The organism is Geomicrobium halophilum, from assembly GCF_014207655.1.
Taxonomy (GTDB): Bacteria; Bacillota; Bacilli; order Bacillales; family Marinococcaceae; genus Geomicrobium; species Geomicrobium halophilum.
In genome coordinates this window covers 25,789-42,453 of the sequence record NZ_JACHHJ010000006.1, presented here as the reverse complement: position 1 = coordinate 42,453, position 16,665 = coordinate 25,789, and the positions used below count along the sequence as shown (strand labels likewise).

Annotated in this window: 13 protein-coding genes and 1 pseudogene; 8 read left to right on the top strand and 6 right to left on the bottom strand. The window is 42.4% G+C overall.

The features are described from left to right. Positions 1-36 precede the first annotated feature (36 nt). The 4 genes from xylA to HNR44_RS16155 all read right to left on the bottom strand — a co-directional run bounded on the left by xylA (position 37) and on the right by HNR44_RS16155 (position 4,696). Positions 37-1,353, bottom strand: a complete 1,317-nt coding sequence (gene xylA, locus HNR44_RS16170; protein WP_184405399.1) for a xylose isomerase — start codon at positions 1,351-1,353, stop codon at positions 37-39. A 74-nt stretch (positions 1,354-1,427) separates the two neighbouring features. After that, complete coding sequence (locus HNR44_RS16165) at positions 1,428-2,258, bottom strand: carbohydrate ABC transporter permease (RefSeq protein ID WP_184405398.1); 831 nt, start codon at positions 2,256-2,258, stop codon at positions 1,428-1,430. Then, positions 2,255-3,199 carry a carbohydrate ABC transporter permease gene (locus HNR44_RS16160; RefSeq protein WP_246407596.1) on the bottom strand — a complete coding sequence of 315 codons (945 nt, stop codon included), beginning with the start codon at positions 3,197-3,199 and terminating at the stop codon, positions 2,255-2,257. Before HNR44_RS16160 ends, HNR44_RS16165 begins: the two co-directional genes overlap by 4 nt. Positions 3,200-3,397: 198 nt before the next feature. After that, entirely contained in the window at positions 3,398-4,696 is a 1,299-nt protein-coding gene (locus HNR44_RS16155) for an extracellular solute-binding protein (RefSeq protein ID WP_184405397.1), read from the bottom strand. A gap of 1,036 nt (positions 4,697-5,732) precedes the next feature. On the opposite strand from HNR44_RS16155, the gene HNR44_RS16150 reads away from it, so the two are divergent. Next, positions 5,733-6,764, top strand: coding sequence for an aldose epimerase family protein (locus tag HNR44_RS16150; RefSeq protein ID WP_184405396.1), 1,032 nt, complete (start codon positions 5,733-5,735; stop codon positions 6,762-6,764). Between the two features lie 62 nt (positions 6,765-6,826). Further along, entirely contained in the window at positions 6,827-8,413 is a 1,587-nt protein-coding gene (locus tag HNR44_RS16145) for a glycoside hydrolase family 43 protein (RefSeq protein WP_184405395.1), read from the top strand. 176 nt (positions 8,414-8,589) lie between these two features. Here HNR44_RS16145 and HNR44_RS17755 read toward each other — a convergent pair. Further along, positions 8,590-8,790 (bottom strand): annotated as a pseudogene (locus HNR44_RS17755) (IS1634 family transposase); the annotation flags it as partial. Between the two features lie 107 nt (positions 8,791-8,897). Between HNR44_RS17755 and HNR44_RS16140 the strand changes: the two are divergent. Continuing rightward, positions 8,898-9,056, top strand: coding sequence for a hypothetical protein (locus HNR44_RS16140; protein ID WP_184405394.1), 159 nt, complete (start codon positions 8,898-8,900; stop codon positions 9,054-9,056). 59 nt (positions 9,057-9,115) lie between these two features. On the opposite strand, the gene HNR44_RS16135 is transcribed toward HNR44_RS16140, so the two are convergent. Next, entirely contained in the window at positions 9,116-9,349 is a 234-nt protein-coding gene (locus HNR44_RS16135) for a hypothetical protein (RefSeq protein WP_184405393.1), read from the bottom strand. Positions 9,350-9,846: 497 nt separating this feature from the next. Between HNR44_RS16135 and HNR44_RS16130 the strand changes: the two genes are divergently transcribed. The 5 genes from HNR44_RS16130 (at position 9,847) to HNR44_RS16110 (ending at position 16,628) form a co-directional block, all read left to right on the top strand. Then, positions 9,847-10,338, top strand: coding sequence for an Lrp/AsnC family transcriptional regulator (locus tag HNR44_RS16130; RefSeq protein ID WP_343069570.1), 492 nt, complete (start codon positions 9,847-9,849; stop codon positions 10,336-10,338). Further along, a complete protein-coding gene (locus HNR44_RS16125; protein WP_221434335.1) occupies positions 10,335-11,714 on the top strand; it encodes a PLP-dependent transferase in 1,380 nt (459 codons plus the stop codon). The genes HNR44_RS16130 and HNR44_RS16125 overlap by 4 nt, the downstream gene beginning before the upstream one ends. 852 nt (positions 11,715-12,566) lie before the next feature. Continuing rightward, positions 12,567-14,156 (top strand): ATP-binding protein, encoded by a 1,590-nt coding sequence (locus tag HNR44_RS16120; RefSeq protein ID WP_184405392.1) that lies wholly within the window; start codon positions 12,567-12,569, stop codon positions 14,154-14,156. Beyond that, positions 14,153-14,857: a response regulator gene (locus HNR44_RS16115; RefSeq protein WP_184405391.1), complete on the top strand. Its 705-nt coding sequence runs from the start codon at positions 14,153-14,155 to the stop codon at positions 14,855-14,857. Before HNR44_RS16120 ends, HNR44_RS16115 begins: the two co-directional genes overlap by 4 nt. A gap of 79 nt (positions 14,858-14,936) precedes the next feature. After that, positions 14,937-16,628 carry an SLC13 family permease gene (locus tag HNR44_RS16110; protein WP_184405390.1) on the top strand — a complete coding sequence of 564 codons (1,692 nt, stop codon included), beginning with the start codon at positions 14,937-14,939 and terminating at the stop codon, positions 16,626-16,628. Positions 16,629-16,665 lie beyond the last annotated feature (37 nt).

Sequence of the window (16,665 nt, the reverse complement as noted above, 5' to 3'; positions counted from 1 at the left end):
CACCTCCAAGTTAGAAATGGCAACGGATACAAAATCTTAATTAATATTGAGAAGGTATTGATTAATTTTTGCTTTGATCAGTTCCAAACGTCCGGACTGATGCTCAATGGGGGCATTATTAAGAGCATATTGTTCCAACTCATAAAAATCCGTTTGACCATGAACAATCTTTTTCCCAATATCGCTACTAAAGCTTTTATATCGTTCGTTGAGGATGTTTTTGAAGAAATCGTCTTCCCGTAATTGAGCAGCAACTTTTAATCCTGTGGCAAACGTGTCCATTCCGGTAATGTGGGCATGGAGGAGATCTTCCAATTGATAGGAACTTCTTCTCACCTTTGCATCAAAGTTCAAGCCACCTTTCCCCAAACCACCATTTTCAAGAATTTCGTACATGCTGAGTACAGCTGAATATAAGTCAGATGGGAATTCATCTGTGTCCCACCCGAGTAATAAATCGCCCTGATTTGCATCCACCGAACCTAACATACCGTGGATGCGGGCTGTACGAAGTTCATGTTCAAATGTATGTCCCGCGAGGGTCGCGTGGTTCGCTTCAATGTTTAGTTTGAAATCTTTGTCTAACCCGTAATTTTGTAAAAATGAATAGGAAGTGGCCGCATCAAAATCATATTGATGTTTCGTCGGTTCTTTAGGCTTCGGTTCGATTAAAAATTGGGCGTCAGACTCTATATCTTTTTTATAAGAGATGGCCATTTCATAAAAACGGGCAAGGTTATCAAGTTCAAATTTCATATCCGTATTTAACAAGGATTCATATCCTTCTCGTCCGCCCCAAAAAACATAGTTTTCAGCACCTAGTTCTTTGCCGATTTCGAGACCTTTTTTTACTTTCGCAGCTGCATGAGCATAAATATCTACTTCATTCGATGTCGCCGCCCCATGCATGAAGCGCGGATGAGTGAACATGTTCGCTGTATTCCAAAGCAGTTTTGTATCGCTGGTTTTCATGTAATCTTTAATCATAGCCACAATGGTATCGAGGTTTTTAAATGTTTCATGCAAGTTATCGCCTTCCGGAGCAATATCGATATCATGAAAGCAAAAGTAAGGTGCATCCAATTTTTCAAACAACTCAAAAGCTGCTTCTACGCGCGCCTTGGCTTGGTCCATACCTGACAGATGATCCCATGGACGTTGCATGGTCCCTGAACCAAAGGGATCACTGCCATCTTCCGTAAATGTATGCCAATAGGCAACGGCAAAACGTAGATGTTCTTTCATTGTCTTACCGGCAATGATTTCGGAAGGGTTATATTGTTTAAATGCAAAGTTATTGTTTGAGGAAGCACCCTCATATGCTATGTCAGGAAATTTCGTGAAAAAAGACATTATTATTTATCTCCTCTCTATTGTTTAATAGACAACTGAAAACTCACTATTCTCAATATATAAACCGACTGTATCTATCCTTTTACTGCCCCACCTGCTAAACCTTTTTCTACACGTTTTTGTGCAAAAAGATAGACCAATATAACAGGTAGACTAGCTAAAGTTAAAGCAGCCATTATCCCCGGTACATCGACTGAAAATTCTCCATGGAAATCTCGAAGTCCAAGTGGAAGAGTCATACTACTTGGCGAGCTGATCAATACTAAAGCGAATATAAATTCAGTCCACAAAAAAACAAAATTATAAATGACCACCGTAGAAATAGCCGGGATCGTGTTTGGGAATAACACTTTCCAAAACTTTTTCCAATGACTTGCCCCATCAACTTCTGCAGCTTCTTCAAGTTCCTTAGGAACTTCCTCCATGAATTGAGTAAGTATAAACACTGATACAGGTAAACTAAAAGCAACATAGGGGCCCAGTAGTGCAAATAATGTATCATATATCCCCATCTCCTGTGTTAAAACAAAAATCGGAATCAACGCAGCATGAAACGGCAACATCATCCCCACTACAAACAGCATTAATAAAGGTCTATTAAACTTAAACTTCATTCTGCTTAAAGGGTAACTTGCCATCGAGGCAATGAGTACAACGATTATGACCGAAGAAAAAGTTATGATAATGCTATTGATAAAATAGCTAGTTAAACCCATATCAAAAACCGAGAAATAATTATCAAACGTGATATTTTCAGGTAAAATTGAAAAAGGATTGTTAAAAAAATCTTCCATGCTTTTCAAAGATGTACTAATCATATAAAGGAAAGGGTACCCTGTAAAAAGCAACAAGCTTAATACGAGCAAATACAAAAAGAATTTCTTCAATAATCCTGAGGCTATCATATTAAAATCCCTTTCTTTTTACGTCTGTAATCCAAATACTGAATAATTATTACAGCTATTAATGAAATGATGAACATTGCTGCTGCGATTGTACTGGCATAGCCCATGTTGAAATTAATAAAAGCTTGATCATACATATAAGTGCCCAAAATCTCTGTAGCAGTACCCGGGCCACCGCCCGTCATGATATAGAAAATATCAAATGCTTTTAATGACCCTACTACAGCTAATACAGAAGAGGTAACAATCGTTGGAATTAAAGATGGAAATGTTACATGTACAAATTGCTTGAATCCATTAGCTCCATCTATATTAGCAGCTTCATACAATTCATCCGGAATACCTACCATTGCTGCCTTAAATAAAATCATATACAAAGGAGAAAACTGCCAAATTAACACAAATAAAACAGACATTAATGCTAAATTGGGATCTCCTAACCAATCAAACATCCCAATACCCAAAAACTCTGTAAGCTGATTAATCGGCCCACTACTTGGATCATACATAAAAAGCCATAATATCCCTATTGCAACGGTAGACATCAAATACGGAAGAAAAAATACAATGTTTAGCAATTGCTTGCCAAAGATAGGTGTAAATAAAACTAGTGCCATGAGTAACCCTAAAGGTATTTGAAGAAAAACAGATACCAAAACAAGAAACAAATTATTTTGTAATGCTTGCCAAAAAGTACTGTCTCCTAATAAATTAATATAGTTTTGTATCCCTACAAAATCACTTTCCCCGCTGACCCCGCTCCAATCAGTTAAACTGTAATTAAGGGTTGCTATTATAGGATATATTGTAAATATCATATAGATTACTAAAGCAGGTATTATAAACCCTAAGATTATCCGTGTTTTCTTGCGTTTGTTTTTTTTTATGTAGGATTTTGTTACAGGGTCCCCTTCTTTTGCATAGTTGGAACTCATATTCATTTACATCACTCCCTTGATAGTTGCCGTTAATGAAGTTGTGTATGTTAGGCCCCCCTAAAAAGGAGCGGGGATCAGAACATTTAATCATTAAGATATCTGAACCCCACCGATCACCACAGACACCTAAAGCGGTGAAGCTAATTCGGATATTCCCTTATTGTAATCCATTCCAATGTGCTTCTGATCTGCTTCATCAGTTCAATCGCGCGTATCCTCTGCTTCTTCCTCCATCATTTTGGCAACTTCTTCAGGAGACATCGATAAACCTAACAATTCTTGAACAGTATCAAGGTGAACTTCTGCCAGTGACGGGACTAACGCTTGATCATAGACACTTTGAATATAATCAGCATTTTCAATATGTTCATTAAACTCATTAACGAATGGATCATCACTGTCTACATCCTCAATAGCTGGTGGCTGTGAAGTTTCTGCATACTCTTCAGCAGTCTCAGTACTTGTTAAATGGTTAACTAATTCCACAGACGCTTCTTCATTTTCTGAATCCTCATAAACTGACCATGTAGGAGATATCGTAGCAACTAAATTATCAGAATCCCCTTCTCCATCTTCTATATCCGGAAACAAAAACATACCTATATTATCCACAAATTCAGGATACTCATCCATTGCACTGTTGGGAAAAGCAGCAGTATCCATGATCATAGCGGCCTGTTCAGTATATAACAGCTGCCTACTCTGGCCTTCATCATAGGACATCCCGTTAAAACCTGAATTGAAGGCTTCTTTCTCAACAAGTTCTTGAACATGTTCTCCTGCCTCTATATACTCATCCTCTGCAAAGCTTCCCTCGCCGCTTACAGCCTGTTCAAATAACTCTTCTCCTCCTAAACGTTCTGCAAAATACATATAAAAGAAACTACCAGGCCATCTGTCTCGGTTAGCTAAAGCAAAAGGGGCATATCCTTGTTCATTTAAATCGTCTATAATCCCCAAAAGCTCATCGTAAGTTTCAGGTTCACTTAAATCGAGTTCTTCAAAAATCTCTTGATTGTAATAAATTGGAACTACCGATAATGAGAGAGGCAAGCCATAAATATCACCATCAAATGTAGAATTGTCTAGAGCCGTATCTACAAAGCGATCACTGTCGATCTGTGTCTCAGATAAATTTTTAACTTGGTCTCCTTTAACAAATTCCTCCAACCAGCCCCCTCCCCATGAATGGAAGACATCAGGTGGGTCGCCTCCGGACATTGCTACGACTAACCTTTGTTTATAATCATCATTATCGATCTGAAGCGGGTCAACGGTATACTCTGGGTTTTCTTCTTCAAACCTTTCCACAGCATTTAAGATCGCCTCTTCAGCTTCACCGGTTTCTATATACCAGAAATCGATGGCTTCCCCATTACTGCTTTGATCTTCACCACCATCTGCTTCCTCATTACCATTAGTTTCTAGATCTCCACCTGCACAGCCTGTAATGATAAATAGCGAAGACGCTAATCCAAAAAGAGTATATTTATTTTTCATACTCTACCTCCCTCTTATAAACTATCGCAATCACTCTAAACTGCTTGAAGTCTCCATTTTTTGTTAGCGCTTACAATTAAACAACACCTAACGATATATTTTTTGAATATTTAGTCATGCAGCAGATATAAAGGAACTTTACAATAATTGTTCTTGATTCTTCGGAAGAATAGGAATTTATGTTAGTTTCTATTTATAAAAATTCATCACCTTTTTCAAACCCCCTCGAAATTTGAATGTTAATTTATCGTTTGAACTAACTATAATTTTATACTGTTCTCTTGTCAACCCTTTACTGACGATCTCACTTGCCTGATTTTTAAGTTATTTTAAGTTGACAGAACGTTTGTAGTCATTAATAATGAATATTAGAGGGAAAATAACTATATTTTTGGATAAATTCCGTATTCACATCCTGACAACTTTTTAAAGTAACATTTTAAAAGTTGAAGAAATCACAGCATAACTTTATTTAAAATTAAAACGAAGTTATCTAAAAAAGCCCCAACTGTCGTCTACTCCCACCTAAATATACATCATTTTCTATCAAAATGAATCGATGCCATATTTTTCGTGAAGGAGGCTTTATAGTGAGTTATTAGATTTTAAAATTAACACATTATTTAACCTATTATGATTTAGGAGTACGGGAGGAAAACTAAACGAGCGAAAGCCTCGTACTAAAAACCATATATATATGGTAGCTATCAATTTATAGGAAAGGCCATTGTCATGCTTATCGGGACGTTCCCTCTTATTTTAACGAGGACGTTGAACAGGTTTTACAGGCAATGAAGCGATGCCCATTTTTTGCGAGTTAGGATTAGGAGAATTAGCTTCACAGTTTTCTCCCATCATCGACTATTTAAAAGAAATTCGGTATGAAGGTTGGGTCACTGTTGAAATTGATCAATCAACCAGCACCCCTTATCAAAGTTTAAAAGTTTGCCGTGATTTCATCACAAGAGATCTGGATTTAGCAGTGTGACTTATACCTTTCAGTGCATTGCTCGAAGTTTTTAAGGAGGCCAAGAGAGTGTTTCAAGAATGGTGTGTTCAACAACAGCACAAAAACGAGCAACCACTGATGCAATTAGAAATGACCAACGATCATGGAGCTTGTTTACGCGTGCTTAATTATGGGGGAAGAATAAATGGTTGGTATCCAGCCAACCATTCTTTCCATAATATCGTTTTAGCATATGAAAATCCCATTCATTACCTAAATGACCCTCATTTTCTCGGCGCTATCATTGGTCGTGTTGCAGGGCGTATACCGGGAGGATTAATGGACATCTCCGGAGTTAGAAGAAAACTGTCCTTAAATGAGGGAAGTAACCATTTACATGGGGGGAACAATGGTTTTAGCAACGTATTTTGGGAGTATCGCTATGAAGAGACGGAAACGGAATATCAGCTTCATTTATCGTATTTTTCCAAGTACGGAGATGAAGGATATCCGGGAAATGTCCATACTACAGTAATCTATGCCTTGAAAAAGGATACAGACAAATTAAGCATGCAAATTGAGGCTGTAAGCGATCATGATACTTGGTTAAGTATAGCCAATCATAGTTATTTTAACCTCTCCCCTTTAAAAGGAGACACTATCTTGAATCATACGCTACAGGCGCCTACACTTGCTGCTTTAGAACTTGACTCTGATTTACTCCCAACCGACCGACTTCTTGATTCACCTTTTGATATCCGGGAAAGAAAACGGATACAAGACATCGTTAACTCTAAACATCCACAAGTTGAAATCGCCCATGGCGGGGTTGACCATTTTTTCATATTTCACAATGATGAATATACACCTATTACATTATTCCATCCAGATTCTAACCGTTCGCTTATCATAGAAACAACAGAACCCGGTGCTGTCATCTATACAGGCCAAAAGCTGGAAAGTACGTATACACTGACAGACGGATATGCTTCACCTTTTCGAGGTTTATGCGTTGAAACACAACGATTACCTGAAGCAATCGCTTCTCATGGAAAGCCGACCTGTTTTATACCCTCAGGAGAGAAATATTTTTCAGAAACGCATTTTTCTTTGATATGAGTGAAGGAAACAACCTAAGACGATAAAATATTACGCAATCTATTACAAAAGGAGAGCTAAGCATGTCTATGATTGAAAATCCTATTCTAAGAGGCTTCTATCCGGACCCTTCCATCCTTCGTGTCAAGGACAATTATTACATCGCGACTTCCACCTTTGAATGGTTCCCCGGTGTAAGAATTTACCATTCTAAAGACTTGAAGCATTGGCAATTCATTAACAGCCCCTTAACTCGTGTTTCGCAATTGGATATGGATGGAAATGTAAATTCAGGAGGTGTATGGGCACCATGTCTCAGTTATTGTAATGGTTTATATTATTTAATCTATACAGATGTTAAATCGTGGCACGGGGCTTATAAAGATACCCATAACTATTTAGTGACTGCCGAAGAGATTACCGGTCCATGGTCCGACCCGGTATATTTAAACAGCAGCGGCTTTGACCCTTCGTTATTTCATGATACGGATGGGCGTAAATGGCTGACAAATGTTGTATGGGATTATCGTCCTGAGAACCATTCTTTCGGTGGAATCCTTCTACAGGAATACTCAGAGAAAGAACAGAAATTAGTAGGGGGAGTAAAAAATATCTTTAAAGGTACAGATATTAAACTCACGGAAGCTCCTCACATTTATAAAGTGAATGGCTATTACTATTTATTAACTGCAGAGGGGGGTACGGAATATGAACATGCCGCGACCCTGGCTAGATCAAAAAATATTGACGGTCCTTATGAAGTAGATGATCAGTACCCGTTATTAACTTCTGCAGGTCGAGATGACTTGCCTCTGCAAAAAGCTGGTCATGGCAGTTTAGTAGAAACACAAGAGGGTGAATGGTATCTGGCTCATTTATGCGGACGACCCTTAAAAGATAAATACTGTACCTTAGGACGTGAAACAGCTCTCCAACGTTGTGAATGGACCAATGATGGCTGGCTGCGCCTCAGTCATGGTGGAAATGCCCCATCTTTACATGTCAAGGGATTGGATGTTCCGGAACAACCATTTGAAGCTCTCCCTGAAAAAGATAATTTTGACAAACCTGAACTACGAAGCGAGTGGAATTCTCTTAGAATTCCCGCGGAACCATCTTGGCTCTCCCTTACTGAACGCCCTGGATATCTGAGGTTAAAAGGAATGGAGTCATTATCTTCTTTACACAGACAAAGCCTTATAGCGAGACGTCAACAAGCATTTCATGTTGAAGCGGAAACTTCCGTTGATTTCCATCCTGAAACGTTCCAACAAATGGCAGGATTGATTTTTTATTACGATACCGTTGATCACGTCTACTTAAATATTACAGAGCGTGAAGGATTGGGAAAATGTATCGGGATTATTCAGACAAAGCATGGTGAATACTATGAACTGTTAGAGCGATATATTGAAATTCCGGAAGAACCAGAAGTAAGATTAAAAGCTGTCGTTGAGAACGAATGGTTGCAGCTCTATTATACACTTGCTCAGAATGAAGAAAAGTGGAAGAAAATTGGAAATCAAATCGATGTTCGCCATATGTCTGACGATTCTGCACCTCATGTGCGGTTTACTGGCACATTTATTGGAATGTGCTGTCAGGATTTAAGCGGGGGAAAGATCCCAGCTGATTTTGATTACTTTATTTATAAAGAACAAACAGACTAGGTACCAAATGACTACCGTCTAAGCCAACCAACATTTAATTGAAAAAAGTCATCTTGCTCCATGTGAAAAATGGACTTTTAAGCGGCTTTATCCTTCATTCTTTAGGGATAAGGCCATATTTTTGATTAAACCCCGTTACGCTAGCCCAAGTTACGACTCGGAGTCGACAGTCGCTAGCTTTCCCCTCCCGGGGCTTCCTGTGGCTCTACCTCGAAATACGAGGAAGTGATGTCAAAATAAATCAAATCGACCTCTAGGTTTAAGAGCTTGGCCACAGAAAAATACACCTGTTTTTCCAAAACTTCTCTGACCTCCAGCAACACATCCATCGTTCGATAAAGCTGCTGTGGGGAAAGCTTTTCAAGGCCTAGAATCGCTCATGGTACACCCAGACTAAGATTAAACAGTTCGTCCACAAGTATCCTCACCTGTATATACTGAAAGCAGTACATACGGAGTGGAGGAAACAGGAGTGAACCGTTACATGACTTATTTTGATATTCATCGTTTATACGCAGAAGGATTTTCAAAAAAAGAAAATGGATCCTTATCTCTGGCGCACAGGTTTCTGACTGGCTCCAAGAAAACGTTGCATGTAAAAGTGGTGAGTGAAAATACAAACATTAACATTATCAACCGTTGATCTAACTGGCTCCAGATCCTCATATCCCATTTCTAGCTCTTTCGACAGAACTTGATGAATTATTTCCAGGGAAATAAAAATAATGATGATTGGTGTTTCCACAGATTAACTTCTATTTTATTGTTGGAGTAAGCTGCTATGATGGTTCCGATTGAAAGTGTAATCAGGAGGATCGGGGTAATGAAAACATAAACGATTAATGCTGTAGTAAAACTTAAGCCACTTAAATAAACAATAAAAAATGATATGACAAGCATCATGATGGATGTAAGCAATGCTTTTACGAGCGCCATAAAGAGAAACCCCTTGTTGTACAAGGGTACGCCATATCTGTTGTTCTTTTTCTTCAACAAGTAAATTCCCTTACATTTGGGTCGGCAACAATATGAAAGTTAAGCTGACGAGAAACATCCAAGACAAGGAAGAATCATGACTGGTATTTGCGCCCCAAACGATAAAAGCTTCTCTTCCGACAATTTCCCCGCACCCCCTCGATATTCCCTGTTTTTACATATGTAGGAATTTGACGGACATCCGATGCATATAAGAAATCCAGAACCTGCAACGGTCTGGATTACTACTGCCATGACCACTATCTCTTCCCTCTCCCGCCGAAGCTCCCAACACCAAAAGATTTATAACCAAAAAAACGCACTGACGAAGATTGTACGGAAAATGTTCTTTTACAAAAAAGAAGCGGAATTTTATTCATCAGTGATTCACTCTAACTATTATTTATTTTCAATTTTTTATAAAATGAAAAAAACATCATTTAGAAGGGTTTTTAGTGATAAAATCATTTGTAGATCGAAAGCTCGATGACATGGATCAGCGTTTGCTTGACGTTTTGCAAAGAGAAGCACAGTTGAGTAACTTCGAACTTGTCCGCAGAGTGAATTTGTCCCCGCCTGCAACCCACGCCAGGGTCAAACGTTTGGAAGCTGAAGGGCTCATTGACCGCTATGTAACGATCGTAAACAAAGATCACCTCGGCTTCGATTTACTATGCTTCATTTATGTCGGCATGAAAGCGCATCAAAGAAAGCACATTGATTTCTTTCAAGAGGCAGTTGTGAAAATGCCTGAGGTGCTTGAATGCCATCACGTTACGGGTGAGTGCGACTACATTTTGAAGGTCGTTCTTAAAAACAGCAAAGACCTGAAAAATTTCGTCGTAGAGAATTTAAGTTCGCTGCCAAGTGTCACACGGATTCAAACAAGCGTATCCTATGGTGAAATTAAGTCTTCAACACAATTGCCGATCTTTTACAAGGAGGAATGATGATGACAGAGAGGCTCAATGCTGGGGTTAAAAAATACGTGGAAGATGGGAAAAGAAAGCAGCAAGAGGAACAGGCGCGGCGCAACCTAATGAAAACGAAAAGGTTTGATACGATTGCCGCTCATGGCTTGTATGGCATGGAAGATGCGATGAATAATCAAGACAGTATAATGGAACCGCTTACCGTTTCACCTGCTCAGCATTTTGAAAACTCCGATCATCTTGAGGCGGCACTGTCCTATCTCACACCGGCTTGGGGTTATACACGCATTCACAACCCCTCACTTCACTACCTTGAAGGCACGCTTGCCATGCTGGAAGGCTACGGCTTCTCCGGGGAAACGACTGCGGCGATGACAGGTTCGGGTATGGGCGCAATCTTTATGGCGACGAACCCGTTTCTGGAGAACTCTGTAAGCGGCGTGAACTTTGTTGCGGATGCAAAATGCTACGGCGGAACGTTCATGCTCTTTAATGAACGCTACGGTAGAGAACGCGATATCGATGTCCGCTGGGTGCAGGACACCTCGAACATAGATGCCTGGACTACTATGATCGATGGAAACACACGTTTTATCTATGTGGAAATGCCGTCTAACCCGAGTTTAACGGTCGTTGATTTGGAGCGTCTCGCAGACCTCGCCCATGATCATGGCATTCCGCTGATCGTTGATTCGACGCTCACAACACCGGCACTTATGCGGCCGATCTGCCATGGTGCCGATATCGTTGTTCATTCGATCAGTAAAGCGATCGGCGGTAGCGGTTCAGCGATCGCAGGGGTGATCGTCTCTCGTAACAACATTCCGAGCAAAGTGGGGAGCGACGACATGCTTGAGAACTTTGCAGGTTACGTGAAGCTCTGGCCGATGCGTGACCACGGCACCGCACTTTCACCGCTAAGTGCTCATTTTATCCTGAATGACTTGAGAACTTTACGGACACGCGTTGACGTCATGAGTAAAAATGCGATAAAAGTGGCGGAGTTCCTGGATCAGCATGAAGGCGTAGAGGCCGTCCATTATCCTGGGTTGCCTTCCAATGCTGGGTACGAGGTCGCGTCCAAGTATATGTGGCTCGTCGATGGTGATGAAAACGGCGCAGGTGTGAACCGGTACGGACACCTCATGGGCTTCATTGTAAGAGGCGGGGAACAAGCAGCGAGAAAAGTACTCGATAAGCTTGAACTCATTTGGCGGGCGACCGATCTCGGCCGTCACAAAAGTGTCGCCGTCATCCCGGCGATCTCCACGCACCAGCAGCAAGGAGACGAAGGGCGCGAGCTTGCAGCAATTCCTTCGAATCTCATTCGCCTGTCGGTTGGCATGGAACATCCAGACGACATCATTGTAGACCTAAAAAAAGCACTTCATTAAATGGGTTGAGTGAAGAAGAACGAATACGGATTTATGAAAGATAAATGAATTTGATGTGTTAGCTCCCGCAGAACAAGCCGGCGATAGAACCTGCGTTGACCATCCAAACAAAACATGCTGACCGTAACGATAAATGGTGAAACACCAAAGAGAATGGCTAGATGTGCGGCACTGAACCCGATGAATAGTTGGAGAATGTTAGAAAATTAATATATAAAGTTTCATGCCACGCCCCAAATACGATACACTTTCTGATCCGGCCGGAGGGTATGATTGATTTCCCGCCCGTTTACGGGCGGTTTCATATTGTTTTTTTAGCCGACTCTGGCTGCTCTAGTGGAAAATACAAATATGAGGGATCCCTGCTTCCATTCGAACGAAAAAACCTTTAATATTCCTGGAGGGTTCTTTTAGAATCCTTATAGGACTACATGATTCCCTATTTATCCGAGCAGTTGTTCAGCGATTTTTTCATTTACCTGAAATGATTTGATTTAGCCTCATCTTATTTTCCTCCGTATCCAACTCCACTTTTTACGATATGACTCCCTTCCCGCAGCAGGTGTAAACCTAGAGGAAACTCAGTCTGTTGAGTTAGGACTGCCTCACCTCGACTCGTAAGCGAGGTGAGGTAGAAAGGAAAGGTTTTCAAACTTCTGTGGGAGAGGCGAATTTTTGACCGCTTTTCGATGAAGTACCGAGTACCCCATGCGGTCGATATCCCCCTCACGGATATTTACCAGTCGAGTGCTCAGCACACGAAACTTTACACCGGTGAATTGCCCCCTTGGCGTAGCCCATCAAGATTTTCTATAATAGAGCAATATATGCAAGTAAAGGAGGTGGCTAACTGTGAAGCGCAAGAAAAAATGGCCGCTGCAGTATCGGGTGATGATTTATGCGATGGCGCTTTTATTCGGGACATTGTTGCTGGCGGGTATACTTATCGCCCATTCTCAGGCAAATCAAGCGCGGCAGTCGCTCGAAGATCAGGCTGTGCTCAGTGCAAGCCACCTCGCCGAAAGTCCGATGGTTATTGATGCACTCCGGGCTGGCGAAGCTGATGAAGAACTTAGGAACCTGCTTGCTAAACTGCGCGTTGAGAACAACCTTCTTTATATCGTCCTCATGGATATGGACGGCATTCGGCTTACTCACCCGACACCAGAACGAGTGGGAGAGGAATTCGTCGGTGAGGATGTGACCGGTGTTCTTGAGCGAGGTCTTGCTTATACGTCCGAGGAAGTGGGCACACTTGGCCCGTCGATGCGTGCCTTTCGGCCGATCATCGATGAAGGTGAGCAGATTGGAGCGATTTCCGTCGGCATCTCCACTGAACGCATCAATAACTACGTTTTACAAAGTCAGCGGATCGTGTTTATTAGTACAGGCCTTAGTCTGTTATTAGGCGCGGCGGGCTCCTACATACTTGCCCGCAGAATTAAGCGAACATTGCACGACCTTGAACCAGAAGAAATCTCGCAGAGGCTCCAAGAACGAGAGGCAATGCTTGAAAGTGTTTATGAAGGCGTAATCGCGACCGACAATAAAGGCAGGATCATCGTCACAAACCGAACTGCCACTGCAACGCTCGGCCCACATACGATCGGAAAGTCGCTCGAAGACGTATGGCCAACGCTTTCCATTCACGAACAGCTTCACGACGGCGAGACGATCACCGATAACATGCGCTGGCTCGGGAATGTGCAAATGATTACGAGCCGCACCCCCGTCACAGTCGGCAATGAAACCGTTGGTGCCCTCATTACCTTTCGTGACCGAAGCGAACTCGATCGAGTCCTCGAACGTCTCGTCGGCGTCGAGCACTATGCCCAGCAGCTGCGTCTGCAAACCCATGAATTTATGAACAAACTCCATATTATTGGCGCAATGGTACATACAGAGTCTTATGCAGAGCTCAAAGACTACATCGAGTCCCTCGCCTTTCAATATCAAGATGGAGTGAACGAAATTGGGCAGCATGTCAAGGACATCACCCTTGCCGGCTACATTACAAATCAGATCGGACGCTTAAAAAACGCGGGGGTGACAGTTACCTTGCATGGAGAGACGAGCTGGCCGGTGCTTCACAATACTGAGCTGCTCGACGGGTGGATCACCGTTATCGGCAACGCGCTCGACAATGCGTATGAAGCGATGATCGGCCGAAACGAGAAAACGATGGACCTGACGTTCGATCGAGACGAAGACACCCTCGTCTTTTTATTAGAAGACAGTGGTAAAGGATTTGAAGTAACGGAACTTCCGTGGCTGCTTAAGAAGGGTGTGTCATCAAAGGGCGAGCACCGCGGATTTGGTCTTGCAATTATGGTGGAAACAATTACGAAGGCCGGGGGTACGTATTCGTTTGAATCAACTCCGGGCTCGGGGACAGCGTTTACGGCGCGAATCCCGCTGCACAGACAGGAGGATGGAAAATGATTAAAGTAGGGGCTGTCGAGGACGAGCCTTTAGTCGTGAAATTTCATAAGATCTATTTGGAGAAAATGGCCGGGTTCTCTTGGGCGGGATCCGCGGCGACCCTTCACGAAGGTATGAAACTCGTGAAAGAAAGCCATATGGATGTTCTGCTCCTAGATGTGTATTTGCAAGGGGAAAATGGCTTGGATTTGCTTCGTTACATAAGGGAGCAAGATTTGGCGATCGACGTCGTTCTAATTACCTCCGCGAACGATCGAGAATCTGTGCAAGTCGGCCATCGTTTTGGCGCGGTCGATTATTTAATAAAGCCCTTTACGTATGAACGTTTTCAAGAAGCGATGCTTATGTTTAAAAACCGACAGCCCAGTGAGCATTCTGCTTACTGCCAGGAAGATATCGACCGGCTGTTTCATGCGCGTAACCCGCGCAGCGTTGAGGTCCCTCCCTTTCCAAAAGGCATTACAAAAGAGACAGCGATTCGAGTACTGGACGCTTTTGAAAATCAGAAAGAATGGCTAACAGCGGCGGTTCTGAGTGAAATCACCTCAATTTCACACGTATCGCTTCGCAAATATTTGCGGTTTTTTGTCGAAAACAGCTGGATCGACAAAGACGTCATTTATCAGCCATCAGGCAGGCCGTTGCAGCAATACCGACTCACCGCCCAAGGAATGAAAACCAAAGAATCTGGTTTCGTTTAGTTAAAAAAACTAGTCGAAATTCGTCATATCATGGAGAATAAGCGTAAGCGTTTTCAAGTCAAGTTAGGAGGGACTTTCGATGAAAGCTGTATTTCAAACAGGTTGGCAATATTTATGGAAACAACATGCTCGTACAAAAGATCTTATTAATATTTTCTCATATAAAAAAGATGTCGATCAGGCAGCAAAAAAACGTGAACAGGAAGAAAAGCCGCAACCTGCGCAGCCGCAGGGCGGGGGCGGAGGAAATATCGAACCCGAACCCCCAAAGCCGGCCTATTCGCGAGCACAAATTATCGGGCTCCTTCTTGGCCCTACACTCTTCATACTCACGATGTTATTTTTTCAGCCTCCAGGACTTTCTCCGGATGCACAAGCGGTTTTAGCTGTTACACTATGGATTGCAAGCTGGTGGGTGACTGAGGCACTACCCATCCCCGCAACCTCATTATTGCCTCTCATTCTGTTACCAATTACAGGTGCAGTCGATGGCGGGGAAGTTGCGTCCTCTTACGGCGACAATATCATCTTCTTATTCTTGGGTGGGTTTTTCATCGCTACAGCGATGGAAAAATGGAATTTACACAAACGCATGGCACTTTTAATTATTGCCATGATTGGTACAAGTACTCAGCGGATTTTGCTCGGTTTCATGGTAGGCACTGGTTTTCTCTCCATGTGGGTATCCAACACCGCCGCGGTTATGATGATGATTCCGATGGGGCTTGCGATTACTGCCCAGGTAGCCTCGGCTTTAAAAGGGAAACCGGAAGAAGCTGAGTTTCCCAAGTTTGAAAAATCATTAATCTTCGGGATTGGCTATGCGGGTACAATTGGTGGCGTAGGTACGTTAATCGGTACCCCGCCAAATATTATTCTCGCTGGGCAAATGCGTGAAATTTTCGGGGTAGAAATTTCATTTGCGACTTGGATGTTATTCGGTCTGCCTGTCGTCGCAATAATGATTGCATTTACATGGCTTTATCTTGGTCGAATAGCCTTCAAAACGAGTATTAAAGAATTGCCAGGCGGCCGGGAGGTCATCCAGCAGGAACGTCAAGGATTAGGAAAAACCACATATGAAGAATGGATCGTTGGATTCGTTTTCCTTTTTGCAGCTACCATGTGGATCACGCGTGAATTTTTCTGGGATATCGATACCGGGCTGATCTATGGAATCCCCGGTCTATCAGACGGATTAATCGCGGTTCTCGCCGCTGTACTGCTCTTCTCTATTCCGGCCAATCGCCTAAAGGGCGGTCGAATTTTGAGCTGGGAGGACTCTCGGGATATTCCATGGGGCGTTTTACTTCTCTTCGGTGGCGGCCTGGCGATCGCCCAAGGCTTTACAGCTTCAGGATTATCCGATTGGCTTGGTGAACAACTAACCGTTCTTGACGGCTTTAACTTAATTATTATTATCGCAGCTTCTACCATATTTATTATGATTCTGACTGAAATCACCTCAAATACAGCAACAGCAACCATGATTTTGCCGGTCGTTGCCGCCTTAGCTGTTGCGTTGAATGTTCACCCATTTGCATTAATGGTTCCGTGTGCAATGGCTGCGAACATGGCGTTCATGCTACCTGTTGGAACTCCGCCGAACGCGATTATTTTCGGTACAGGCAAACTGCGGATCATTGAAATGGTGAAAACCGGATTCTATGTAAATATTGTTGCGACAATGATTATTGTCTTAGCTGTGTACTTTTTGGTGCCACTTGTCTGGGGAGTTGACCTATCAACTTTCCCTGACGCACTTCGATAATTCATTGATGCAAAAAGGCAGCTCCGGAAATGGGGCT

Bases quoted from the DNA above. Each gene is read 5' to 3' on its own strand.
- HNR44_RS16155 (WP_184405397.1), bottom strand. From the start codon at position 4,696: ATGAAAAATAAATATACTCTTTTTGGATTAGCGTCTTCGCTATTTATC.
- xylA (WP_184405399.1), bottom strand. From the start codon at position 1,353: ATGTCTTTTTTCACGAAATTTCCTGACATAGCATATGAGGGTGCTTCC.
- HNR44_RS16110 (WP_184405390.1), top strand. From the start codon at position 14,937: ATGAAAGCTGTATTTCAAACAGGTTGGCAATATTTATGGAAACAACAT.
- HNR44_RS16165 (WP_184405398.1), bottom strand. From the start codon at position 2,258: ATGATAGCCTCAGGATTATTGAAGAAATTCTTTTTGTATTTGCTCGTA.
- HNR44_RS16115 (WP_184405391.1), top strand. From the start codon at position 14,153: ATGATTAAAGTAGGGGCTGTCGAGGACGAGCCTTTAGTCGTGAAATTT.
- HNR44_RS16145 (WP_184405395.1), top strand. From the start codon at position 6,827: ATGTCTATGATTGAAAATCCTATTCTAAGAGGCTTCTATCCGGACCCT.
- HNR44_RS16135 (WP_184405393.1), bottom strand. From the start codon at position 9,349: ATGGCGCTCGTAAAAGCATTGCTTACATCCATCATGATGCTTGTCATA.
- HNR44_RS16140 (WP_184405394.1), top strand. From the start codon at position 8,898: ATGACTTATTTTGATATTCATCGTTTATACGCAGAAGGATTTTCAAAA.
- HNR44_RS16125 (WP_221434335.1), top strand. From the start codon at position 10,335: ATGATGATGACAGAGAGGCTCAATGCTGGGGTTAAAAAATACGTGGAA.
- HNR44_RS16160 (WP_246407596.1), bottom strand. From the start codon at position 3,199: ATGAATATGAGTTCCAACTATGCAAAAGAAGGGGACCCTGTAACAAAA.